This window comes from Sphingopyxis sp. MG, from assembly GCF_002953155.1.
GTDB classification, from domain to species: domain Bacteria; phylum Pseudomonadota; class Alphaproteobacteria; order Sphingomonadales; family Sphingomonadaceae; genus Sphingopyxis; species Sphingopyxis granuli.
The window spans coordinates 747489-769846 of the sequence record NZ_CP026381.1 but is presented as its reverse complement, the minus strand read 5'-3'; the positions used below and the strand labels follow the sequence as shown (position 1 = coordinate 769846).

Genomic DNA, 22358 nt, shown 5'->3' with positions numbered 1-22358 from the left:
GGACAGGCCCCTAGAATGCCTTGCGCCATTGCAGCTCGATATAGCGGCCGAGCGGATCGATGTAGCCCGGCTGATAGTTCAGCGGTACCACTCCGCTCGCATCGGTGATCCGCCGCTGCGCATCGAACAGATTGTCGACCGACAGCCGCACGCGCGAGTTCTTGAGGAAAGGCAGACTCCCGGTCAGCTTCGGCATCTGGTTGAAATCGGCGAAGACGCGCAGGTTGAAGGTCGCCAGATCGTGGAAATCGAGGTTACCGTTCGCACCGCCGACGATGGTGCTGCCGCTGTCGTATTTGGCGCTGACCCGCGCGCCGAAGCCCTTGTAGAAGACGCCGCCGTCGAGTTCGAGCAGGTGCCGGTTGCTGCCGCCGCCGTTGCCGGTCGCCGAACCGCCGAGCAGGTCGAGTTCGGGCACGCCGGGCCCGATCAGCACTTTGTCGGTGAGCTTGACGGTGTGATAGAGCGAGATGTTCCAGCGGCCGCCCTGCGGCCGCCCCCCGAACATGCCGCCCGGTCCGCGCGCGCCGCCGCCGGGCCGGCCGAAGCCGCGCCCGCCCGCGGACGGCGGCGGGCCGCCTTCGCCCCGCGGCGCCGCGCTGCCGTCAGGCGGCGGCGGCGCATCGGCCCCCTCCGCACCGCGGCGTCCGCCGGCCCGGCCGCCGGCGCCTTCGCTCGCGGTCGCTTCCTTCTGCCCGAAGCTCGCGCCATAGTTGATCCCCCAGCGGATCTGCGAATTGGTCGCGCGATCGAAATTGACCGGCCGCTGGTCGAGCGCGATCAGCGTGCCGCTGCCGTCGCGGACCACGCGGCCGGGGAACGCCGCCTCGATCTCCGGCGTCAGCAGCGGGAAGCTGTTCGCGGTGTCGAGACTGCGGTTGCGGTTATAGTCGATCGAGAAGCGCAGCCCGTCGACCATCGGCACATTCCAGTTGAGCCCGAGCTTCAGGTCGCGGCGCTGCTCGGCGAGCAGGAACGGATTGCCGCCGGTGGTCGTCGTGATCTGCACCGTCTGGCCGGTCGCGAAGTCGTAATAGGTGACCGCGGGCGTCACCAGCGGCGCCGCGCCGAGCTGCGTCATGCTGGGCGCCGCCTCGTCGCTCGCGAAGCTCGCGAGCAGCGACAGGTTGCCGGTCAGGCCCCAGTTGAGCGTCGCGCCCCAGCTCTTGAGCGCGGAAAAGTCGCTCGGCCGCTCGACCTCGGCGTTGAGAGTCAGCGACAGGCGGCCGAGCTTGCCGACCTCGTAATCGGGATCGAGCAGCGGCACGGTCAGCGACCCGAAGACGCTGGGGGTATCGCGCGCCAGATCGGTGACGGTGATCGTGCCGCCCCGTTCGGAACGGCTGTCGAAGCGCAATCCGGTATAGCTGCCGGTGATCGACGCGCGGATCGGCCCGGCCCAGCCGTCGATGACGCTGCCCGAGATATTGGCGTTGCCGCCGAAGCTCTGCTGGCTGCTGTCGAAGCGGTCGCTCGTGCCGCCGAGGCGATCGGTGAAGATGCGCTGGTCGGCATCGGAATAATTGCCGGTCGCCGACCAGCGCCAGTCGCCGAGCATGCCGTTGACGCTCGCCGAGCTCGTCCAGTTCTGGGTGCGGCTGTCGCGGCGCAGCGGATCGCCCGCACCGCCGGCACCGGGGCCGAGCAAACTGAGGCTGTCGGTCTGGTCGAAGCGCAGGCTGACCGACGCCTCGGTCACCTTGTCGATGCCGCGCACCAGCGTGCCGTCAATGACATAGGTGTCGCTGGCGGGCGACAGACTGCGCGCCTCGGCGTCAGCGGCGCTGCCGGTGACCGGGATCAGGTCGCGGTCGCTTTCGCGCAGCATCGTCTGATGCTCCCAACTCGCGTTGAGGTTGAGCCGGCCATTGTTGCCGATCGCCATGAAGGCGGGTTCGAGCTCGCTCTTGAACTGCCCGCCCTGCGTCGGGATACCCGCCTCCGCTTCCGCCGAAATCTGGCGGAAATCGGACTTGAGCACGAAATTGACGACGCGCTCGGTCGCGGCATAGCCATATTGCAGCGCGACCTGTTCGGGAAACACCTCGACCTTGGCGATGGCCTCCGGCGGGATGTTGCGGACCGCGCCGAAGCCGGAGATGCGCCGCCCGTTGACCAGGATCACCGGACGCCCGCCGCCGCGCCCGCGGCCCGACCGCGTCTGCGGTTCGAGCGCGTCGAGCAGTTCCGCGATCGACGACGCGCCATAGCTGGCGATATCGGCCTCATCGAGTTCGACCTCGGCCGCGAAATCGGTGTCGAGCTGCCCCGCCAGCCGCGGCGCGGTGACGACGATCTCGTCCTCATAGTCGTCGCCGAAATCGGAATCCGACTGCACCGAAACGGTATCGACGGGCTGGTCATCGACCGCCAGCGCGGGCGTCGCGGCAAGCGCAGTCGCCGCAAGCAGGGCCGAGCGGAGAGAGAGAGAAGGGCTTTTCATCGGGAGAGGCGCTTTCCGTTATCCGTATATCTTGTCTTGGTTTTTCCCTAGCAGCGGCGACTGAACGCGCCCTGACGAGGATTGGCACCGCGCGTTCATCTGGTCACAATTTGTCGCAACAATATGGCAGGGCATGCGAAGGGGGCGGTTTGCTTGTGGGCCGGCCCGGGCACGATGGCACGGCGACGGCTGGACAGCGAGGGCGCGCCTCTCTATCGGCCAGCCATGCAGACTCCAGCTCCCTCCGAATCCATCCTGATCGTCGACTTCGGCAGCCAGGTGACGCAGTTGATCGCGCGGCGCGTCCGCGAGGCCGGCGTCTATAGCGAGATCGTGCCGTTCGGCAGCGCCGAGGCCGCGCTCCAGCGCATGCAGCCGAAGGGCGTGATCCTGTCGGGCTCGCCCGCTTCGGTGCCCGCGGCGGGCAGCCCGCGCGCGCCGCAGGCGGTGTTCGACAGCGGCCTGCCGATCCTCGGCATCTGCTACGGCCAGCAGGTGATGAGCCAGCAGCTCGGCGGACAGGTCGAACCGGGGGGCAGCGATGGGACGCGCGACGGCGAGTTCGGCCGCGCCTTCCTGACCGTCACCGAGCCCTGCGTACTGTTCGACGGGCTATGGGAGGTCGGCGAGCGCCATCAGGTATGGATGAGCCACGGCGACCGCGTGACCGAGTTCGCGCCGGGTTTCCGCATCGTCGCGGTCAGCGACGGTGCGCCTTTCGCGCTGATCGCCGACGACGCGCGCCGCTATTACGGCACGCAGTTCCACCCCGAGGTCGTTCACACCCCCGACGGCGCGAAGCTGATCGCCAATTTCGTGCGCCACGTCTGCGGCTGCTCGGGCGACTGGACCATGGCCGAGTTCCGCGCGACCAAGATAGCCGAGATCCGCGCGCAGGTCGGCGACCAGCGCGTGCTGTGCGGCCTGTCGGGCGGCGTCGACAGCGCCGTCGCCGCGGTGCTGATCCACGAAGCGATCGGCGAGCAGCTCACCTGCGTCTTCGTCGACCACGGCCTCCTCCGCCTCAACGAGCGCGAACAAGTCGAAACGCTGTTCCGCGATCATTACAACATCCCGCTGGTGGTGGTGGACGCCGAGGCCCGCTTCATGGCCGGCCTCGCCGGCGTCACCGATCCCGAGAAGAAACGCAAGTTCATCGGCGGCGAGTTCATCAACGTTTTCGAGGAAGAAGCGAAGAAGCTCGGCGGCGCCGACTTCCTGGCGCAGGGCACGCTCTATCCCGACGTGATCGAATCGGTGTCCTTCACCGGCGGGCCGAGCGTGACGATCAAGAGCCACCACAATGTCGGCGGCCTGCCCGAACGCATGAACATGAAACTGGTCGAGCCGCTGCGCGAGCTGTTCAAGGACGAGGTCCGCCTGCTCGGCAAGGAGCTCGGCCTGCCCGACATCTTCGTCGGCCGCCACCCCTTCCCCGGCCCCGGTCTGGCGATCCGCATCCCCGGCGAAGTATCGAAGGAGCGCTGCGACATCCTGCGCAAGGCCGACGCCGTCTATCTGGAAGAGATTCGCGGCGCGGGCCTCTACGATGCGATCTGGCAGGCGTTCGCTGTGCTGCTGCCGGTCAAGACGGTCGGCGTGATGGGCGACGGGCGCACCTACGACCATGTCTGCGCTCTGCGCGCCGTGACCTCGACCGACGGCATGACCGCCGATATCTATCCCTTCGACGCGAGTTTCCTGTCGCGCTGCGCGACGCGGATCATCAACGAGGTGGAGGGGATCAACCGGGTGGTGTACGACTATACCTCGAAGCCGCCGGGAACGATCGAGTGGGAATGATTCAGGCCCATCCAAACGCCGCCGACAACGCGCCAGAATTTCCCCTAACACTCTGATTGAAAATATTTTTTTATCCGCCACCTATCGAGACCTATCGGTGGGTAGCAATCACAAGTACCGTCACGATTGACGGTGCTCGCTCATATTGATCACGGCCGTCTCAGAAAGTACCGTCGCAAGAGTTGAGGATCGTGACGGTACTTTTTTCAACGTAAGACACTGATAACAAAGTGATTTAGGCGTCACGAACCTCCCAAAACCGCATGACGGTACTTTTCGGAGGCTGCGCGAACATGTTGACGGACGCTGCGCTTAAGGCGCTGAAACCAAAAGACAAAGTCTACAAGGTGTCAGACAGGGACGGCATGTATGCCCGTGTCACGCCGACAGGTCTGATCTCATTCAGCCTGGATTACCGGCTGAATGGGCGCCGCGAGACCGTCTATCTCGGCAGGTACGGACGTGACGGCATTTCGCTCGCACGGGCTCGCGAACTCTGCCTGGACGCCAAACGCGCAGTCCGAGAGGGCCGCTCACCCGCAATTGAAAAACAGCGCGAGAAGCGCCGCCTGAAAGAGGCCAAGAGCTTCGGTCAGTTCGGCGAGAAGTGGCTGGACAAGGCTCCGATGGCGGACAGTACCAGAGCGATGCGGCGCTCGATCTTCGATCGAGAGTTGCTGCCCGTCTGGCGCAACCGGCTGCTGCGCGAAATCACCCCAGATGATCTGAGAGCTCTCTGCGCCAAGATCGTCGATCGCGGTGCGCCTGCAACGGCCATCCACGTCCGCGACATCCTCAAGCAGATCTACAGTTTCGCGATCCTGCACGGCGAGAAGGTGCCCAATCCCGCCGATGAAGTCGGCCCAGCTTCGATTGCTGCATTTCGGCCCAGAGACCGTGCGCTTTCACCGACAGAGATCCGCATCATGCTGAGGCAACTGGAGCATGTCCCGACTTTGCCGACCATTCGCCTCGGCATGAAGCTCTTCCTGCTGACGATGGTTCGTAAAAGCGAGCTGCAGGACGCCGTATGGGACGAAGTGGACTTCGAGAACGCGGTTTGGAGCATTCCGAAGGAGCGGATGAAGCGCTCCAAGCCACACAATGTGTATCTTTCCCGACAGGCGCTCGACATCATGATCGCGCTCAAGACCTGTGCCGGCAATTCCCGGTATCTGCTGCCCTCGCGTTACGATGCGGATGCCCCAATGTCGCGGGCGACGTTCAACCGCATCACCTACGCGGTGGTCGATCTGGCGCAGAAGGAGGGGCTGCCGCTCGAGCCGTTTACAGTCCATGATTTGCGACGGACCGGCTCAACGCTGCTGAATGAACTCGGTTTCAACAGCGACTGGATCGAGAAATGCCTCGCCCACGAGGACGGGCGATCTTCGCGCGGCGTCTACAACAAGGCAGAGTACGAGGTTCAGCGCCGCCATATGCTCCAGGAATGGTCGGACGTCGTTGACGCATGGGTGGAAGGCCGCAAGCGGCCTGTCACCCTTCTCCCTCCGACCATGCCTATGCTTGAGCCCGACCCTGCCCTTTGACCGGCCGGAACTTCCGCTGGGCGACGTCGGGGTGTTTGGCGCGCGGGATTGGCCGCGTGCGCCGGCTTTCGAGCCACGCTTCGACCTCGGCAAGATCCCAGACGACGCATCTGGGTGAAAGGGCAAAGCGGCGAGGAAATTCTCCGCGCTGCTCCATTTCGTAAATGGTGCTGTCCGCCAGAGGAACGATTTCTCGCAGTTCATTCCTTCGGATCGAACGTTTGACGGGCCGGTCGCTAAGGGATGGCATCTGCAGCTCCTGATCGTGGTGCGGTGATGCGATTGGAGCCGATATGTGCCGATAAGGGCCAGCAGAAATTGGCCGCGGCGTATGGTCGGCGACCATGGCGTGCAGATCGGACAGGCCTGATGCTGTTTGCGGCCGCTTTCTCAGGCGGGTCTTCTCCATTTAGGCCCCACCGCGGCTCCTAGAGTGAGAGTGCGGACGGGGTTTGCCGTGACGGGTTGAAGGTCGGGAGAGAGGCTTCCGGCGCCCGTCGCGGAGACAATCTCGATGGCCAGACAGAACCGCGCCGCACGCGACGGCGGCGACCGCACCAATCTCTATGACGAGATCACCGCGAAAATCATCAACGAGCTGGAGCAAGGGCGCTTGCCCTGGGTCCAGCCCTGGGGCACGGCGGCGAAGGCGCCGCTCGCGATGCCGAGGAATGCCGCGACGGCCCGGCAATATTCCGGGATCAACATTCTGATCCTCTGGGGCACCGTTGTTCAATACGGCTATCCGACCCAGCATTGGTTGACTTTCCGCCAGGCCTTGTCGCTCGGCGGCAATGTCCGGAAAGGTGAGCGCGGCACGACCGTCGTCTATGCCGACCGCTTCACGCCCGAGGATGAGAAGCGCCGCGCGCGGGAGACGGGGGAGGAAGCTGGCAGCATCCCGTTTCTCAAACGCTTCACCGTGTTCAACACGGCGCAATGCGAGGGCTTGCCTGAGGATGTTGCTATCGAGGCGCCGCCACCGCCGCCCCACATGATCGAGCCAAGGGTCGAGGCGCTGATCCGGGCAACCGGAATCGACTTTCGCATCGGTGGGAACCAGGCCTTCTATGTTCCAGTGCACGATTATGTTCAGGTGCCGCCGCCACAGGCCTATTTCGAGCCGATCGACTGGCACCGGACCGCCCTGCACGAGCTGGGGCACGCCACCGGCCATGCCTCCCGGCTTGGGCGGGATATGTCGGGCCGCTTCGGCACCAGGAAATACGCATTCGAAGAATTGGTCGCCGAAATGAACGCGGCCTTCTGCTGCGCCTCGCTCGGCGTTGTGCCGACCGTACGCCATGCCGACTACATCGGCTCCTGGCTCGAGGTGCTGCGCGAGGACAACCGCGCCATCGTCCGCGCCGCTTCCCAGGCCAGCAAGGCGGCCGATTGGCTGCTGGCGCATCTGCCCCGCGAAGATACAGCATCGACGGATCGGAGGGCTGCGGCATGATCCTCCTGACCAGCACCCAGCGCGAGCAGCTCCTCGCCAATGGCCGCCAGAGCGATGTCGACCCCGTCCCCGTGGTAAAATTCTTCAATCCGTTGGGTAGCGGCGTCTGGCTTGCGACCGAATTGGATAGCGACGGTGACACCCTTTTCGGCCTTGCCGATCTGGGGTTTCCAGAGCTTGGAAGCTGGAGCCTTGGCGAAATGCAGGCGATCCGCTTGCCCTTTGATATGAGGATCGAGCGCGATCTGCACTTCACCGGCGATTTCCCGATCTCGGTCTGGGCTGACATGGCGCGGCGGGCCGGTGGCATCCGCGAGGCCGAGCGCATTCTTTACTCCGGCGCCCGAGCCGCCTCCACGCCGACCCGGAAACAGACCGATACACAGAGCCGGAAACACTGAATCCCGCTTCTCCGGCTTTACGATTTGCGCCGCTCTCTTGAGAGGAAGAGGGCGGCGCTTTGCTTCGTGACGGGTTGGTGGCCGGAGAGAGAGGCTCCCGGCGCCCGTCATGGAGTAAGGCATATGGCTGCTGCCGTTCAGAAGATCACCCTCGCGTCCTCGCGCGATATCCCGTTCAACAAGCTGGCGCTGAGCCAGGCCAATGTCCGGCGCGTCAAAGCCGGCATCTCGGTCGAGGAACTGGCCGAATCCATCGCCCGCCGCGGCCTGATCCAGTCCCTGCATGTGCGGCCAGTCCTCGACCCTGAGGGCAAGGAAACCGGCATGTTCGAGGTGCCCGCAGGCGGTCGCCGCTATCGGGCCCTTGAATTGCTGGTCAAGCAGAAGCGTCTCGCAAAAACTGCACCGGTACCATGCGTCATATCCGAGGCCGATGCCGACATCCTGATCGACGAAGTCTCGCTCGCGGAAAATATCGAGCGCGCGCCGCTTCATCCGCTCGATCAGTTTCGGGCCTTCCAGGCGCTGCGCAACAAGGCGATGAGCGAGGAAGCCATCGCAGCCGCCTTCTTTGTCGACCCGAAGGTCGTCAAGCAGCGCCTGCGTCTTGCTGCGGTCTCGCCCGTGCTTCTCGACGTTTACGCCGAAGACGGCATGACGCTCGAACAGCTCATGGCCTTCACCGTGTCGGAAGACCATGCCCGGCAGGAACAGGTCTGGGATGCGATCAAGGATTCCTGGCAGAAAGAGCCGCACTATATCCGCCGTCTCCTGACTGAAACCGCAGTGCGCGCCTCTGACAGGCGAGCGCTTTTTGTCGGTATCGAGGCCTATGAAGCCGCCGGCGGCTATGTGCTGCGCGATCTCTTTCAGCGCGACGACGGCGGCTGGCTTCAGGATCCGGAGCTGCTCGATCGCCTAGCAGGCGAAAAGCTGAAAGCCGAAGCCGAGTCCATTGCGGCCGAAGGCTGGCAGTGGGTCGAGGTAGCGGTGACCTTTCCCTATGGCCACGACCACGGCCTGCGGGAACTCGAGGGCTCGGTCGCCGATCTGACCGACGATGAGCGCGCCACCCGCGAATCCCTGCGCGAGGAATATGACCGGCTCGAAGCCGAATATGCCGAGGCCGACGAGCTGCCCGATGAGGTCGATCAGCGGCTTGGTGAGATTGAGCAGGCGTTGGAAGAATTCGAGCGCAGGCCGAGGATCTATGATCCCGAACAGGTTGCGCGGGCGGGCGTCTTCGTCAGCATCGATGGGAACGGCAAGCTGCGGGCCGAACGGGGTTATGTTCGGCCCGAGGATGAAGCGGCGATTGATGGCGAAGATCCCGATGGCTCCTCCGGCCCGGCCACAGAGGGCGCAGTAGCTGGTGTGTCGCATGCGGTTGTCCAAGTCGGTGGCGGCAGCGAATCTCCGGAGGACGACGATGAGGCCGAGATTGTGCGGCCGCTGCCGGACCGGTTGATCAGCGAGCTGACCGCGCATCGCACGCTCGTGCTGCGCGATGCTGTTGCGATGAATCCCCATATTGCGATGACCGCGCTGCTGCATCGGCTGGTGATGGACACCTTCCTGCCGCAGCCCGCCAGGGGATGCCTCGAGGCCCATGTCCGCCAGGTTCACTTGCCGGCACAGGCTGAGGATTTGCGCGACAGCGTCTCGGCGCGGTCTGTTACCGAACGGCACGAACGCTGGGGCGATCACATCCCGGCTGACGATGAGGCGCTCTGGAACTGGCTGATCGATCTCGATGAGGAGTCCCGCATGGAGCTTCTCGCCCATTGCGTCAGCTTTGGCATCAACGCCCTTTACGAAAAGCCCAATCCCTATAGCGGCACGGGCGTCAGCCAACACGGGCTGGAGGTGCGTCTCTCCCAGGCGAACCGTCTGGTGTGCGCTACCGGTCTCGACATGGTGGTGGCGGGCTGGAAGCCGACCGTCAGCAACTATCTCGGCCGTGTGACCAAGCCGCGCATCCTCGAGGCGGTTCGCGAAGGTGCAGGCGAACGGGCATCGGAGCTGATCGGGCATCTCAAGAAGGGCGACATGGCCAAGGAAGCCGAGCGCCTGCTCGCCGATACCGGCTGGCTGCCCGAGCCGCTGCGCACGATCGATCCTGCTGCGGAGCCTGACGCTTCGGCGGAAGGCGATGTCGATGTGGACCTTCCTGAATTCCTCGCAGGCGACGCCGAGGATGACATTGTCGACGAAGAGGATGAGGCGCAGCAGGTGATCGCCGCGGAATGATCGTCACGCGGAGCGGCTCCGGCTGCCCCGTCTCTTCCTGACGCAATCGGGATGGAGCAAGCCGCGCCAGGGTCGCCCCAGGATCAATCCCCGTCATGGCTGGCGCAATGGGTGCCGTCCCCGGGGCTGAAGGATCATCGCTTATTGCCCGCGTGGTAACCAGGCTGGCGCGGCGAACCGATCCGCAACGGATATGCGGATTCCTGTCAGAGGCAGAACACCCCCCCGCTTCCATTCGCAAACCTTGGTCTGAGCCGTCGTCTTTGCATTCAACCCGCAAGGGGTCGGCTTGACGCTTTGCGTGCCGCCCTCGCGGATCCGGACAAGCCGAACGCGCGAGGGTGATTGCAGATCCGGTCAGACACTTCGGGCGCCTGTCGCGCGGGGGATGGTCCCCCGCCTCCAAAACAGGAGCCGGAACCCATGTCCTATGCAGATGCCACCGCCTTTGCCGCCAGCCTCGCCACCACGCTGATGACTGTGATCGTCGTGTTCCAGGCCGGGGACGGCACCCATGGCGCCATGCCCGCCAATGAGTTCGATGGCGACGAAGAGATGGTAAAACTCGAACTTGATCCGTGGATCTGAGGCACGAGAAGAGCCTCATCCCGATGGCCCGGCGCGCAGGCAACGCAGCCGAGCCATCGCTTTGCGGATAATCTCTCACTGCCGGCGGTAGCGGCCATACCGCGATACGAAAGAGTTAGAGTGCGGGCCGGTTGGCCGTGACGGGTTGGTGGCCGGAGAGAGAGGCTCCCGGTGCCCGTCGCGGAGTAGTTCCCATGTCCCTCCACCGCTCATCCGGCTTCCGCCCGATCGGCGAAATCCTCGCCCGGCAGGTGCTGCCCGGGCTGCGTAGCGCCCTTCGGTATCCGCTACGGGTTTCCTGCCTCGGCACTGTCAGTTTCGTCGACGATCACGATACCAGCCAATTCGACCGGACTATCGTTCTCGGTGAATGTACCACTCCCGAAGACGCCATGACGATCGCGGCACAGCGCGTTTCGCGTGACGATATTCGCGTTGGAGAGGACGACACGCTGCGCTTTGAGGCGCGCATTGCCGCAATTCATGACTCGACCTACGGTCTGGTCCTCGCCGGAGAAATCCGGGCTCGGGCCATTGTCTGGCAGCAGCCTGTCATCTCTGACGCGCAAGCCCGCCGTATCGTGAGCGAGGCAAGCCGGTTGCGCGGCAGCGCCTCGGCGGCTTGCGATGCCCGGTCGGCGCGGAACCTGCGCTACCGCGCCAGTCTGCTCGAAACACGCCTGGTCGATCGCGGCTGGCGGGAGACCGCTGCGGAACTGCTTAGCCTGCCCCGCGCCGCCTGATTTTCACCTCTTCCACGCAATCGGCCTGGTCCTGCGCCAGGCCTCCTCATGTCCGGAGGCCGTCATGGCTGACTATTACACCCATTTTTCCTGCCTGCTCGATGTAGGCACCCCTGAGAACGCTGTCCGTGCGCTCGAACTCTATAATGCGCTGGCGGACGAAAATGCAGCCGAAGATCCCTCATCGGATGGCTTCCTGCTGTCGATCCAGCCCGAACATGGCGGTACGCAGCTCTGGATACGCGACGATCCCACCGGCGATCCCGAGCACGTTATCCAATTCGTCAGGCGCTGCGCCGCCGTGTTCGAGCTCAAGGGCCGGTGGGGCTTCCAATATGCCAACACCTGCTCGAAGCCGCGCCTCGATGGCTTCGGCGGTGGCGCACACGTACTCGATCTTTCGACCGGCGAGACAGTGGATTGGATCTATACCGACGGCTGGCTCTCGACCGTGCTGGAGGGAGGCGATCCCCATGCCTGAAATCATCGAAACCACAGTCTATCGCCTCGACGAACTTTCCGAAACGGCGAAGGACAAGGCCCGCGCCTGGTATCGTGAAGGCGGCTTCGACTACGATTGGTACGACGCCGTTTATGAGGATTTCCAGCGCATCGCCGAGATCCTCGGCATCCGCCTCAAGACCCGAACCGCTCGCCTGATGGGCGGCGGATCGCGGCAGGAACCCTGCATCTGGTTCCGGGGCTTCTGGTCGCAAGGTGACGGCGCGTGCTGGGAGGGGTTCTACTCCTACTGCAGGAACGCCTCTGCCGCGATCCGGGCTTACGCGCCGCAGGACGAGATGCTGCATGGCATCGCAGATGCGCTTCAGGTTGCCCAGCGGCGCAACTTTTATCAGCTTCGCGCTGACGTCGGTCATCGCGGCCATTACTACCACGAATACTGCATGGACATTGCGGTAGAGCGGGCCAGCCCGAACTGGCAGGACATGACCGCCGACGCGGAGGACGTCGTCGCCGAGGCGCTGCGTGATCTCGCCCGCTGGCTCTATCGCCAGCTCGAGCGCGAATATGACTACCTGTCCTCGGATGAGGTGGTGGACGAGACCATCCTCGCCAATGGCCACACCTTCACCGAAGGCGGACTTCGTTTCGGCTGATCCCGCTTGAAGCATCCCCGCCTCATGGTCGGGGCGCTCTTCATGTCGCTCCAGCCAGAGTGAGAGGGCCGCCGGAATGGGTGAGCCTGGGCGGTCGAGAGAGAGCGCAGTCCGGGCTTTCCCGTTTCCGCTCTCCCGAGGTTCCCTTCCATGAATATGGTGTCTCCCGTGACCGATCCGGTCACGTCCTTAGCCGCAGCGCCCGCCATCCTCGCTGCGGCAACCACACTCCTTGGCCATCTGGAACGCGGCCAGCACGTCAGTGCCGCCACGCTTCGCGATGCGATGGAGGCGGCTTTCGGCGCTTCCGATTCGACCGGCGCCTGGGACTGGAAGATGGGTTATGAGACTTGCGAAGTCGCCACAGTCCTTTTCCTACGCAAATACGGAAAGGCGCTTTTCCGGAAAGCCGCGTCTCCGGCTACACGGTTTTCCGCAATTGCCCGGATCGTGGACCGGTTGCCGACCCACCCGCGCCGATCCGAGGAAGGCCAGGCGCTCCAGCAATTCTCGACGCCCGCGCCGCTCGGTCTCGCGGCCATGGCAGCCGCCGCAATCACCCCCGGTGACGTGGTGCTGGAACCGTCGGCCGGAACCGGCCTCATGGCGATCCTGGCCGAGATTGCCGGCGGCAGGCTGGTGCTGAACGAGCTCGCCGATACCCGCGCTGAGCTGCTTTCTTCCCTCTTTCCGGCTGTTTCCACAACCCGCTCCGATGCCGCACAGATCGACGATCACCTCCAACCGGCAATCGTCCCCTCGGTCGTGCTGATGAACCCGCCATTCTCGGCGATGGCCAATGTTTCGGGACGAATGGCTGACACGGCGTTCCGCCATGTTGCTTCTGCTTTGGCGCGGCTGGCCGATGGTGGGCGGCTCGTAGCCATAACAGGAGCGAATTTTGCTCCTGATCAAGCTGGCTGGCGGGATGCTTTCGTCCGCTTGCAAGAGCAGGGCCGCCTTGTCTTCAGCGCTGCCATCGCCGGATCGGTATACGCAAAGCATGGCACGACCTTCGCGACGCGCCTGATCGTTATCGACAAGACGCCGGCCGAAGATCCATCTCAGTTCTCTCCCTCATCCGGCACTGCGCCCGATGTTGCGACGCTGCTCGCTTGGATCGAGGCGCAAGTTCCACCACGCTTGCCGGTCGCAAGCCCGAAATGCCGGGAATTCATCCCGGCGGCCGCGCCAAAGACAGTGCGCGGCTATCGCACGGGCGTGGCCCCGGTGCGATCCGTCACCGATACAGTTGGCGATCCCGAGGGCGTCGAGCTCGCTTATGAGACGGTGGACTGGGCACCGCCCGAGGGCACGCGACTAAGCGATGCGATCTATGAGCAATACGGATTGCAGTCGATCCGGATTCCCGGTGCACAGCCACATCCAACCAAGCTTGTCCAATCGGCTGCGATGGCGTCGGTTGCACCACCAAAGCCGTCTTATCGGCCGATCCTGCCTGCCGACATCCGCGAGCGCCTCTCCGATGCCCAGCTCGAGACAGTGATCTATGCCGGTGAGGCCCATGCCGATTATCTGGCCGGCGCCTGGTCCGTGGACGAAACCTTCGAGACGGTCAGCGCGGCGCCCGCGGACGCAGAAGGCGCTGTACGGTTCCGCCGGGGGTTCATGCTCGGTGATGGCACCGGAGCCGGCAAAGGCCGTCAATCGGCCGGGATTATCCTCGACAGCTGGCTGCGCGGGCGGCGCAAGGCGGTCTGGATCAGCAAGTCGGACAAGCTGATCGAGGACGCGCAGCGCGACTGGTCGGCGCTCGGCATGGAGCGACTTCTGATCACGCCGCTATCGCGCTTCTCGCAGGGCAAGCCGATCACGCTGTCGGAAGGCATCCTTTTTACCACCTATGCCACGCTGCGCTCGGATGATCGCGGCGAGAAGGTTTCGCGCGTCCGGCAGATCGTGGATTGGCTGGGATCGGATTTCGACGGTGTCATCATCTTCGACGAGAGCCATGCCATGCAGAACGCCGGTGGCGGCAAGGGAGAGCGCGGGACTATCGCGGCATCGCAGCAGGGGCGTGCCGGGCTGCGGCTCCAGCACGCCTTGCCCGATGCCCGGATTGTCTATGTCTCGGCCACGGGCGCAACGACGGTGCATAACCTCGCCTATGCCCAGCGGCTCGGCCTCTGGGGCGGCGAGGATTTCCCTTTTGCCACCCGTGCCGAGTTCGTTGAGGCGATCGAGGCTGGCGGCGTGGCGGCGATGGAGGTGCTGGCGCGCGATCTGCGTTCACTTGGGCTCTATACCGCGCGGTCCCTTTCCTACGATGGCGTCGAATATGAACTGCTGGAGCATCGGCTGACGGACGAGCAGCGCCGCATCTATGATGCCTATGCCGGCGCTTTTGCGGTCATTCACAATAATCTCGATGCGGCGATGGAGGCGGCCAACATCACTGGCAGCGACGGTGCGCTGAACCGCCAGGCCAAAAGCGCCGCCCGATCCGCCTTCGAATCCGCGAAACAGCGCTTCTTCGGGCATCTGCTGACCAGCATGAAAACCCCGACATTGATCCGGTCCATCGATGCCGATCTTGCGGCCGGGCATGCCGCCGTCATCCAGATCGTCTCGACCGGCGAGGCGTTGATGGAGCGCCGCCTCGCCGAACTGCCGGCTGAGGAATGGAACGACGTCCGCGTCGACATCACGCCAAGGGAATACGTACTCGATTATCTCGCCCATTCCTTCCCGGTGCAGCTCTACGAACCCTTCACCGATAGCGAGGGCAATCTCTCCTCGCGGCCGGTATTTCGCGATGGCCAGCCCGTCGAATGTCGGGCGGCCGTTGCCAGGCGCGACGCGATGATCGAGCACCTGGCCTGCCTTCCGCCCGTTCCCGGCGCCCTGGACCAGATCGTGCAGCGGTTTGGGACCGATGTCGTGGCCGAGGTCACGGGCCGTTCGCGCCGGATCATCCGCAAGTGCGAAAGCTCAGCGGCAAGGCTGGCGGTCGAGAACCGCGCACCCTCCGCGAACCTTGCCGAAACCGCCGCCTTCATGGATGATCGCAAGCGCATTCTGGTCTTTTCCGATGCGGGCGGCACCGGGCGCAGCTACCATGCCGATCTCGGGGCGCGGAACCGGCGCCTGCGGGTCCACTATCTTCTCGAACCGGGCTGGAAGGCAGACGCGGCCATTCAGGGGCTGGGCCGCACCAATCGCACCAACCAGGCGCAGCCGCCGCTGTTCCGACCCATCGCGACCGATGTGAAGGCCGAGAAGCGTTTCCTTTCGACCATCGCACGGCGTCTCGACACGCTCGGCGCGATCACGCGCGGTCAGCGCCAGACCGGAGGTCAGGGCCTCTTTCGGCCCGAGGACAATCTGGAAAGCCCCTATGCCCGCGATGCCTTGCGGCAGCTCTATATGCTGATCGTGCGCGGCAAGGTGCAAGGCTGTTCGCTCGGCCGTTTCGAGCAGATGACCGGTCTGAAGTTGATGGATGCGAACGGCATCAAGGACGACCTGCCGCCGATCACCACCTTTCTCAACCGGCTGCTGGCGCTGACCATCGACCTGCAGGCCATCTTGTTCTCGGCTTTCGAGCAGCTCCTCCAGGCGCGAGTCGACGGGGCTATCGCCTCCGGCACATACGATCTTGGTCTCGAAACGCTCCGCGCCGAAAGCTTCACTCTGACCGGCCGTCAGGTCATTTACACCCACCCCGCGACTGGCGCTGAGACCCGGCTGCTTTCAATCAGCGAGCGCAAGCGCAACAGGCCGATGTCGCTCAATGCGGCCCTGCGTGAACTGACCGATCCGCGGGCAAAACTGCTGGTGAATGAACGCTCGGCCCGCGCCGCCGTCCAGATCCCCACCACCAGTGTCATGCTGGACGATGGCGAGATTGAGCCGCGCGTACGACTGCTCCGGCCGATGGAAAGCACGACCTTTGCTCTTCGGGCGATGGGCGAAACGCGCTGGATCGAAGCCGATCGGGACAGCTTTGCGGCCATGTGGAACCGGGAAGTCGCGCAGGTACCGGCCTATTCCGAGGGCACCCTTTACATCGTGGCGGGATTGCTCTTGCCGGTCTGGAAGCGGCTGCCGCAGGATTCCACCCGTGTTTATCGGCTCCAGACCGATGACGGCGAGCGCATCATCGGCCGCCGTGTCTCGCCGGCATGGGCAGCCAGCGTTGCCACCACAGAAAGCGTCAGCCTGACAGCCAATGAGGCTTACGCCGCTTTGATCGACGGGCGCACAATCCTCGACCTGGCCGAAGGGCTGCAACTGCGCCGCGTCCGGGTCATGGGGGCTCACCGCATTGAACTTACAGGCTTCAGCGATGCCATGCGCGAACGCCTGCGCGCTTATGGGCTCTTCAGCGAAATCATATCGTGGAAATTGCGCTTCTTTGTGCCGGTCGGGGCAGCCGGCACCGGGATTATCGGCAAGCTTGTCGAGCGCTTCCCGATCGAACGCATTGCCGAACGGGAGGCGGCCTGATGTCCCGTCTTTACGCCACCGATCTGGCGCAGCGTCTCGGCCGGCAGGCCGAGTCGGTTTGCCGTCACTACCTCTCGAATGGCCATAAACAGGGCCATTACTGGCAGGTCGGCGACGTCCGCAATGGCGCGGGACGCTCGATGTTCGTGCGGCTGCATGACAGCGCCAGGGGACCGGCGGGCAAATGGTCCGATGCCGCCACCGGCGAACATGGCGATCTGCTCGATGTAATCCGCGAAAGCCTCGGTCTCCTCGACTTCGCTGATGTTGCCGATGAAGCTCGCCGCTTTCTCAGCCTTCCTCATCCGGAACCGACGCCCACGGGGCCGCATCGCGGAACTCCGGCTATATCGGGGTCGGCAGAGGCCGCACGCCGGCTCTGGCGCATCGCACAACCGATCACGGGCACTCTCGCAGAGACGTATTTGCGGAGACGCGGCATTACGGATTTGCACGGAACCGGCGCGCTGCGCTTCCATCCGAACTGCTACTGGCGGCCCGAGCATGGAGGGCCAACCGAGACCTGGCCGGCGATAATCGCGGCGGTCACCGATCTCGATGGCGCCATGACCGGCGCTCACCGCACCTGGCTCGCGCGTGACGGGTCGGACAAAGCGCCGCGTGATCCGCCACGCAAGGCCATGGGGGACCTGCTTGGTAACGCCGTCCGGTTCGGAAAGGCACAAGATGTCATCGCGGCGGGAGAAGGCATCGAGACCATTCTGTCGCTGCGGCAATTGCTGCCACAGATGCCGATGGCCGCCGCACTCTCGGCCGGGCACCTCGCTGCTTTCCAGTTCCCGGCCCATTTTCGTAGGCTCTATATCGTGCGTGACAACGATCCGGCAGGCGACAGTGCACGAGACAAGCTCGTCGAACGGGCGCTGGCGGCCGGAATCGAGACCATCACGCTCTCGCCGATGATGGGTGACTTCAACGAAGACCTCACTTCGTGCGGGCTGGATGCATTGCGGGTACGGCTTCGCGGGCAACTGGCTGCAGACGATGTCAGCCGTTTCATGGCTTTGGCTGCATAGCCGGGATGAGAAACGGGCGGGTGCTCGCGTTCCGTAGCGGCATCCAAGAAGCCTTCTCTATTCGGCAGGGGACCGCGCCTCGGCCTTCGAGAGGGCGAGCGGCCCACAAACGGACCGGCCGGGCAATGGCGGCGCCCGACTGATTTCCGTCGGCGGCCCGCCACCCCATGCGACGAGTCGCGTGGGGACCCCGTCTCCTCCGCCTTTACAGCGCGAAGCAAATCAGCCGGGCTTTGCCATCGAGGCCCTCGCGAAAGGCTCGGGCTGCCTGGCCGGACCGCCTGCGGGCTTGTCGTCGCCATGAGGCCGCGACGGTCGCGGTCCTTGCCATTGGAGCCTGCCATGTACGCCCATGACGAACGCGAACCCGATCACGCGACATCTGCCACCGGTCATGTCATCGAGGAGCTTGAGCTTTACGGCTATCGTCCGTCAGAGGACGAGCCCGATCCCCGGATCACGCCCGAGGATCACATCATCCAGAGCGCGGTCGCTGACATTTTCGACGCCCTGATCTCTACCATGGCCGACACCAGTCTCGATTTCGACCTTACCGAGATCCTCTGGTCGAGCGTCAATACCTTCCACCGCGCTGTCGAACGGATCGAAAAGAAGCTCGACGACAACGAGCAGGCCCAGAAACGCCTCCAGCGCGAACAGGACGGATCCGAGGTGAAATCCGTCCAGCTCGAGACCCTGATCGGGGTCGGGCAAAGCCTGATCGAACGCCGCGACAGTCTTGAGCTTTTCCGCGAGACCGCTGCCGATATCTATCTGCGCACCCTCGGCATGCCGTGGTCGCCGCGCTCGGGTTCACGGGTCAATCATCGCCAGATGACGGCGGCCATGATCGATAGCCGGGACTTCATCGCCGCCAAGCGACGCGCCGACAACGACGTGCTGTTACCGGCCGGCACGAAGATCGCCTTTTCGGGTGGCGAGACCACCGATCATCGATTGATCTGGGACAAGCTCGATCAGGTTCATGCCAAGTATCCGGACATGGTGCTGCTGCATGGCGGGTCGCCGAAGGGCGCCGAGCGCATCGCCGCCACCTGGGCCCACAATCGCAAGGTGCCGCAGGTCGCCTTCAAGCCCGATTGGGCCAAACACGCCAAGGCCGCGCCTTTCAAACGCAACGATCAGATGCTCGGCACGATGCCGATCGGGGTCATCGTCTTTCCCGGTACCGGGATCCAGGACAATCTGGCCGACAAGGCGCGCAAATTGGGCATTCCTGTCTACCGCTTCGGGACGGGCGGCGCGTGAGCGCCGCCCGCAATTCCTCAAGGCCTTCGACGATCCGGAGACGGCTCGACGTCCTGTCATGCCGGCGAAACTCATCGCCTTTAACGTGATGGGCCGCTGGATCCGAGCAGGTCCAGGCAGAGCAAGGAAAAGGGCCGGACAAGGTCAGGGGATCGCCTTGATCCCTATTTGTTCTTACTGATCGCTGGCACTTCTGCTACTGTTCCGATCGCGCCGTGGAGGTGGTGGCAGGCGCACCGTCCAATCCATTGCACGGAGACACCACCATGACCTTTCTCGGTATTCTCGTCGCCATGGCCGCCATAGGTTTCATGTGCTGGCTGCTGTTCAACCTTGCCGTCTTTGCGTTACCCTTCTTCATCGGTGTGAACGCCGGTATCTGGGCCTACGGCACCGGTGCGGGCTGGCTTGGGGCCGTTCTTGTCGGATTGCTTGCTGCCGGCCTGACCTTGGCGGCAGCCCAAGGCCTGCTCATTGCGGTCCGGCCGCTATGGGCGCGGTTGCTGATCGCACTCGCCTTTGTCGCTCCGGCTGTCGTCGCCGGCTTCTATGCCACGCTCGGCATCGTCAAACATATGATGCCGTCCGAGACCTGGCAGCTCATCTTCTCGATCATTGGCGCAATTGCTGTGGGAGTGACGACCTTCCTGCGGCTTGCGGCAATGGCATCTGCCGAGCCTGCTGACACGGGCCATGCGCGAATCTAGCCGCGTGTGCAGAATCCGGGTGGAGGCCAGAACAGAGGGATAAGCTCGTTGTCGTCAGAGATAAGTGGCGCGGGACCGGCGTGGTGAACTCGCATCAACCCGGTGGAGCGATGCGGCCCATAGCGGGAGCGCAGGACGGGTGGCGCGAATTTCGCGGGCACATTGCGGAACCCAGGCGGGATGCGTTCTCGCCGACTTCGGTTGGGGCAAATAGCAGTACGCGTGCCAAGGACAGGGGCGACGTTACGGGCATCCGTCGCGACCGGTCCGGCGGAACCTTGAATGCGCCAGACTCTGCGTTCTTCTCGTATCTATGACCGCTCCAAGCGGCCTCTTCCATGGCCTGATCTGGCCGAAGACCAGCGCGCGGGGCGCGCTTCGATCGCTTTGGCGCAACAGCGTCGTCACAACTTTCTTCCCCTGACGGCCCACCCCATGTTCCATGGGCCCCCGAGGCGCGTCATTCCTCGCGCGAGCAAGAAAGTCCCTCCTGTGCTGTCCAGTCCCCGCAAACGGGGATGCGCCAGCGATCGTCTCCGTCCCGTCGATCGCCATCGAGGCCGCAATGGTGCGGGCTCGAAAACGGAAAACGGAGATTTGAAATGGCGACCATCGGTACCTTCAAGAAGACCGGCTCGAACGAATTCACCGGCGAAATCGTCACCCTCAGTGTCCAGGCCAAGGGCGTGCGTATCGTTCCCGACATCCGCGCAAACGGCGAGAACGCTCCCAGCCATCGGGTCCTGGTCGGCCGCGCCGAGATCGGTGCCGCCTGGTCCAAGCGCTCGGGCGAAGGCCGCGATTATCTGGGTCTCAAGCTCGATGATCCGAGCTTCACCGCTCCGATCTACGCCAACCTCTTCGATGACGAGGACGGCGAAGCCTACTCGCTGATCTGGTCCCGCCCCAACCCGCGTCGCGGCGACTGAAGCGCAAATGGCCCCGGCGACACAGCCGGGGCCATTTCTCTGTCAGCCGCACCAATGAACGGCGCTCAGTCCAAGAGGACAGGCATCATGGCCCTGACATGGGCGTCGATCCGCTCCAGAACGATCGACGGGACGGCATCACGTTCCGGCAATTTCCACCAATGCGCATCGATGCGCCTTACAGTTTCGCTGACAGTTTTCAGGACGGCGGGCTCTGGAAGCCGCGCTCGATTGGCGAAAGCCTTCCACCGCGGCAGCGTCAGTGCCTTGAATGCGCGTTCCCCGCCAAGTGACAAAGCCAGATTGTCAGCCGGGATATAGGGAACCGTCGAAAGCACGTCGTAGATCGGCGCCAGGGCGGGCGAATTGCCGTCACCGGGGTAGATCAGCGACCAGTTTTTCAGGTGCATGTCGCCATTGCCCATGACCACCGACAAGGTCAGGCGGCGGACGAACTCCAGCGCCGCTATCGGCGAGATCGCCACATTCAGCGCCGCAGCGATGTCATGATAGGCCGCGCCTTCGTATTTTCGTGCCGGATAGATGCCGAAGACCTGGGCGAAATCCTCGATATGGATTCGTCGCGCACCGGCGGCGCGATCGAACCGCCGGATAAGAAGGACCAGACCCTCCGCCAGGGTCTCGAACTCTTCGGGGATGCCTTCGAACTGGTCTTTGCCCACCAGCTCGCGTTCGGGCACGTCCATGCCGATCGCTTCGGCCAGCGCGAGATTGGCGAACTCGTTCTCCGACACGCCTGGAAAGGCGGTCGAAGGAAACTTGGCGATGTACTGGCCGTCGCTGTCTCCGAGCGGCACAGTCAACCCGCCGCCCTTGCCGGTGTTCTTCATCACCGAAAGCTTCATCTGCACGCCGGCGAGCGAGAAACGTGCTTTCGGCTTGCCCTCAAGTGCAGCGGTTGCGGCGACGATATCTCCGTTGCTCGGCACAACCCGTACAGCGCCTGGCAGGTCGGCGCCCAGCGCAGCCAGCAGATCGAAATCGTTGCCGGGCCGGACGGTCCGGGCGTGATGCTTTTCCATCGCCTCGCGCAGCTTGTCCTCGGGCAGGAGGTTGGCGAAGAAGGCCGGCAAGGCGCCTGCCACCGGCCGCGGATCCTTGCGCAATCCTCCTGTTGCCGCGCGGAAGGACAGGCTCAACACGGGATGCCCTCCGCTCGCGCGGTAGGCGGGATCGAAGCTGAAGGCGTTGAAGTCGCCCGGTGTCCTGACGATCGTGCCGACCTTCACCTCATTGAGGAAAACATCGAGAGACAGGAGGGCTTCGGCGGAGCGGGCTTTATTCATCGTCACCCTCCGCTTGTGGGCTGAAAGCCGGCCGGTCGTCCTCGCCCTGCGGGCTGAGCAGCGCCTCGATGGCCGGGACCATCGCCTGAGGCACCAGCATCATCTCCAGGCCAAGCGCCCTGGCAACATTGATCAGAGTCGTGGCGCGCGCCGCTGCGGCTCCGGTCTCGACGTCGCGATAGCGGGGACGGGATATGCCGGCGAGATCGGCGACCTGTTCCTGCGTCAGGCCCGCCGCTAGCCGTGCGCGCCGAAAATGGTCGCCGATCATATTCAGAGCCTCT

General features: G+C 64.1%; 18 protein-coding genes. 14 read left to right on the top strand and 4 right to left on the bottom strand.

The features are described 5' to 3' along the window. Nucleotides 1–10: 10 nt before the first annotated feature. Entirely contained in the window at nucleotides 11–2443 is a 2433-nt protein-coding gene (locus tag C3E99_RS20215; protein WP_104959426.1) for a TonB-dependent receptor plug domain-containing protein, read from the bottom strand. A 225-nt stretch (nucleotides 2444–2668) separates the two neighbouring features. Here C3E99_RS20215 and guaA point away from each other — a divergent pair, with 225 nt between their 5' ends. Then, nucleotides 2669–4246 (top strand): glutamine-hydrolyzing GMP synthase, encoded by a 1578-nt coding sequence (gene guaA / locus C3E99_RS03505; RefSeq protein ID WP_076074394.1) that lies wholly within the window; start codon nucleotides 2669–2671, stop codon nucleotides 4244–4246. A 293-nt stretch (nucleotides 4247–4539) separates the two neighbouring features. Next, complete coding sequence (locus C3E99_RS03500; protein ID WP_104960301.1) at nucleotides 4540–5796, top strand: tyrosine-type recombinase/integrase; 1257 nt, start codon at nucleotides 4540–4542, stop codon at nucleotides 5794–5796. Here the strand turns inward: C3E99_RS03500 and C3E99_RS20085 are convergent. Beyond that, nucleotides 5768–6205 (bottom strand): helix-turn-helix transcriptional regulator, encoded by a 438-nt coding sequence (locus C3E99_RS20085; RefSeq protein WP_234002582.1) that lies wholly within the window; start codon nucleotides 6203–6205, stop codon nucleotides 5768–5770. The two genes, C3E99_RS03500 and C3E99_RS20085, sit on opposite strands and share 29 nt — an antisense overlap. A 105-nt stretch (nucleotides 6206–6310) precedes the next feature. On the opposite strand from C3E99_RS20085, the gene C3E99_RS03490 reads away from it, so the two are divergent. The 12 genes from C3E99_RS03490 to C3E99_RS03430 all read left to right on the top strand — a co-directional run bounded on the left by C3E99_RS03490 (nucleotide 6311) and on the right by C3E99_RS03430 (nucleotide 20767). After that, complete coding sequence (locus C3E99_RS03490; RefSeq protein WP_104959424.1) at nucleotides 6311–7255, top strand: ArdC family protein; 945 nt, start codon at nucleotides 6311–6313, stop codon at nucleotides 7253–7255. Next, nucleotides 7252–7656 (top strand): DUF2958 domain-containing protein, encoded by a 405-nt coding sequence (locus tag C3E99_RS03485; protein WP_104959423.1) that lies wholly within the window; start codon nucleotides 7252–7254, stop codon nucleotides 7654–7656. The genes C3E99_RS03490 and C3E99_RS03485 overlap by 4 nt, the downstream gene beginning before the upstream one ends. A 123-nt stretch (nucleotides 7657–7779) precedes the next feature. Continuing rightward, the gene (locus tag C3E99_RS03480; protein ID WP_104959422.1) at nucleotides 7780–9906 is read left to right on the top strand and encodes a ParB/RepB/Spo0J family partition protein; all 2127 of its coding nucleotides are present in this window, start codon (nucleotides 7780–7782) and stop codon (nucleotides 9904–9906) included. Nucleotides 9907–10329: 423 nt separating this feature from the next. Continuing rightward, the gene (locus tag C3E99_RS03475) at nucleotides 10330–10494 is read left to right on the top strand and encodes a hypothetical protein (RefSeq protein ID WP_104959421.1); all 165 of its coding nucleotides are present in this window, start codon (nucleotides 10330–10332) and stop codon (nucleotides 10492–10494) included. 194 nt (nucleotides 10495–10688) lie between these two features. Further along, a complete protein-coding gene (locus C3E99_RS03470) occupies nucleotides 10689–11237 on the top strand; it encodes a hypothetical protein (protein WP_104959420.1) in 549 nt (182 codons plus the stop codon). Nucleotides 11238–11301: 64 nt separating this feature from the next. Then, nucleotides 11302–11718 carry a hypothetical protein gene (locus C3E99_RS03465; protein ID WP_104959419.1) on the top strand — a complete coding sequence of 139 codons (417 nt, stop codon included), beginning with the start codon at nucleotides 11302–11304 and terminating at the stop codon, nucleotides 11716–11718. Next, nucleotides 11711–12355 (top strand): antitoxin of toxin-antitoxin stability system, encoded by a 645-nt coding sequence (locus C3E99_RS03460; protein WP_104959418.1) that lies wholly within the window; start codon nucleotides 11711–11713, stop codon nucleotides 12353–12355. The genes C3E99_RS03465 and C3E99_RS03460 overlap by 8 nt, the downstream gene beginning before the upstream one ends. Nucleotides 12356–12505: 150 nt before the next feature. Continuing rightward, entirely contained in the window at nucleotides 12506–16825 is a 4320-nt protein-coding gene (locus C3E99_RS03455) for a strawberry notch-like NTP hydrolase domain-containing protein (protein WP_104959417.1), read from the top strand. Further along, nucleotides 16825–17862, top strand: coding sequence for a DUF7146 domain-containing protein (locus C3E99_RS03450; RefSeq protein WP_104959416.1), 1038 nt, complete (start codon nucleotides 16825–16827; stop codon nucleotides 17860–17862). Before C3E99_RS03455 ends, C3E99_RS03450 begins: the two co-directional genes overlap by 1 nt. Nucleotides 17863–18204: 342 nt before the next feature. After that, the gene (locus C3E99_RS03445) at nucleotides 18205–19131 is read left to right on the top strand and encodes a DUF2493 domain-containing protein (protein ID WP_104959415.1); all 927 of its coding nucleotides are present in this window, start codon (nucleotides 18205–18207) and stop codon (nucleotides 19129–19131) included. 266 nt (nucleotides 19132–19397) lie between these two features. After that, entirely contained in the window at nucleotides 19398–19838 is a 441-nt protein-coding gene (locus C3E99_RS03440; protein ID WP_104959414.1) for a hypothetical protein, read from the top strand. 602 nt (nucleotides 19839–20440) lie between these two features. Further along, nucleotides 20441–20767, top strand: coding sequence for a DUF736 domain-containing protein (locus C3E99_RS03430; protein WP_047166144.1), 327 nt, complete (start codon nucleotides 20441–20443; stop codon nucleotides 20765–20767). Nucleotides 20768–20832: 65 nt separating this feature from the next. Here C3E99_RS03430 and C3E99_RS03425 read toward each other — a convergent pair whose 3' ends face one another. Both C3E99_RS03425 and C3E99_RS03420 read right to left on the bottom strand, forming a co-directional pair. Further along, complete coding sequence (locus tag C3E99_RS03425; RefSeq protein WP_104959413.1) at nucleotides 20833–22074, bottom strand: type II toxin-antitoxin system HipA family toxin; 1242 nt, start codon at nucleotides 22072–22074, stop codon at nucleotides 20833–20835. Continuing rightward, nucleotides 22067–22345: a helix-turn-helix domain-containing protein gene (locus C3E99_RS03420; protein ID WP_234002581.1), complete on the bottom strand. Its 279-nt coding sequence runs from the start codon at nucleotides 22343–22345 to the stop codon at nucleotides 22067–22069. The genes C3E99_RS03425 and C3E99_RS03420 overlap by 8 nt, the downstream gene beginning before the upstream one ends. Nucleotides 22346–22358 lie beyond the last annotated feature (13 nt).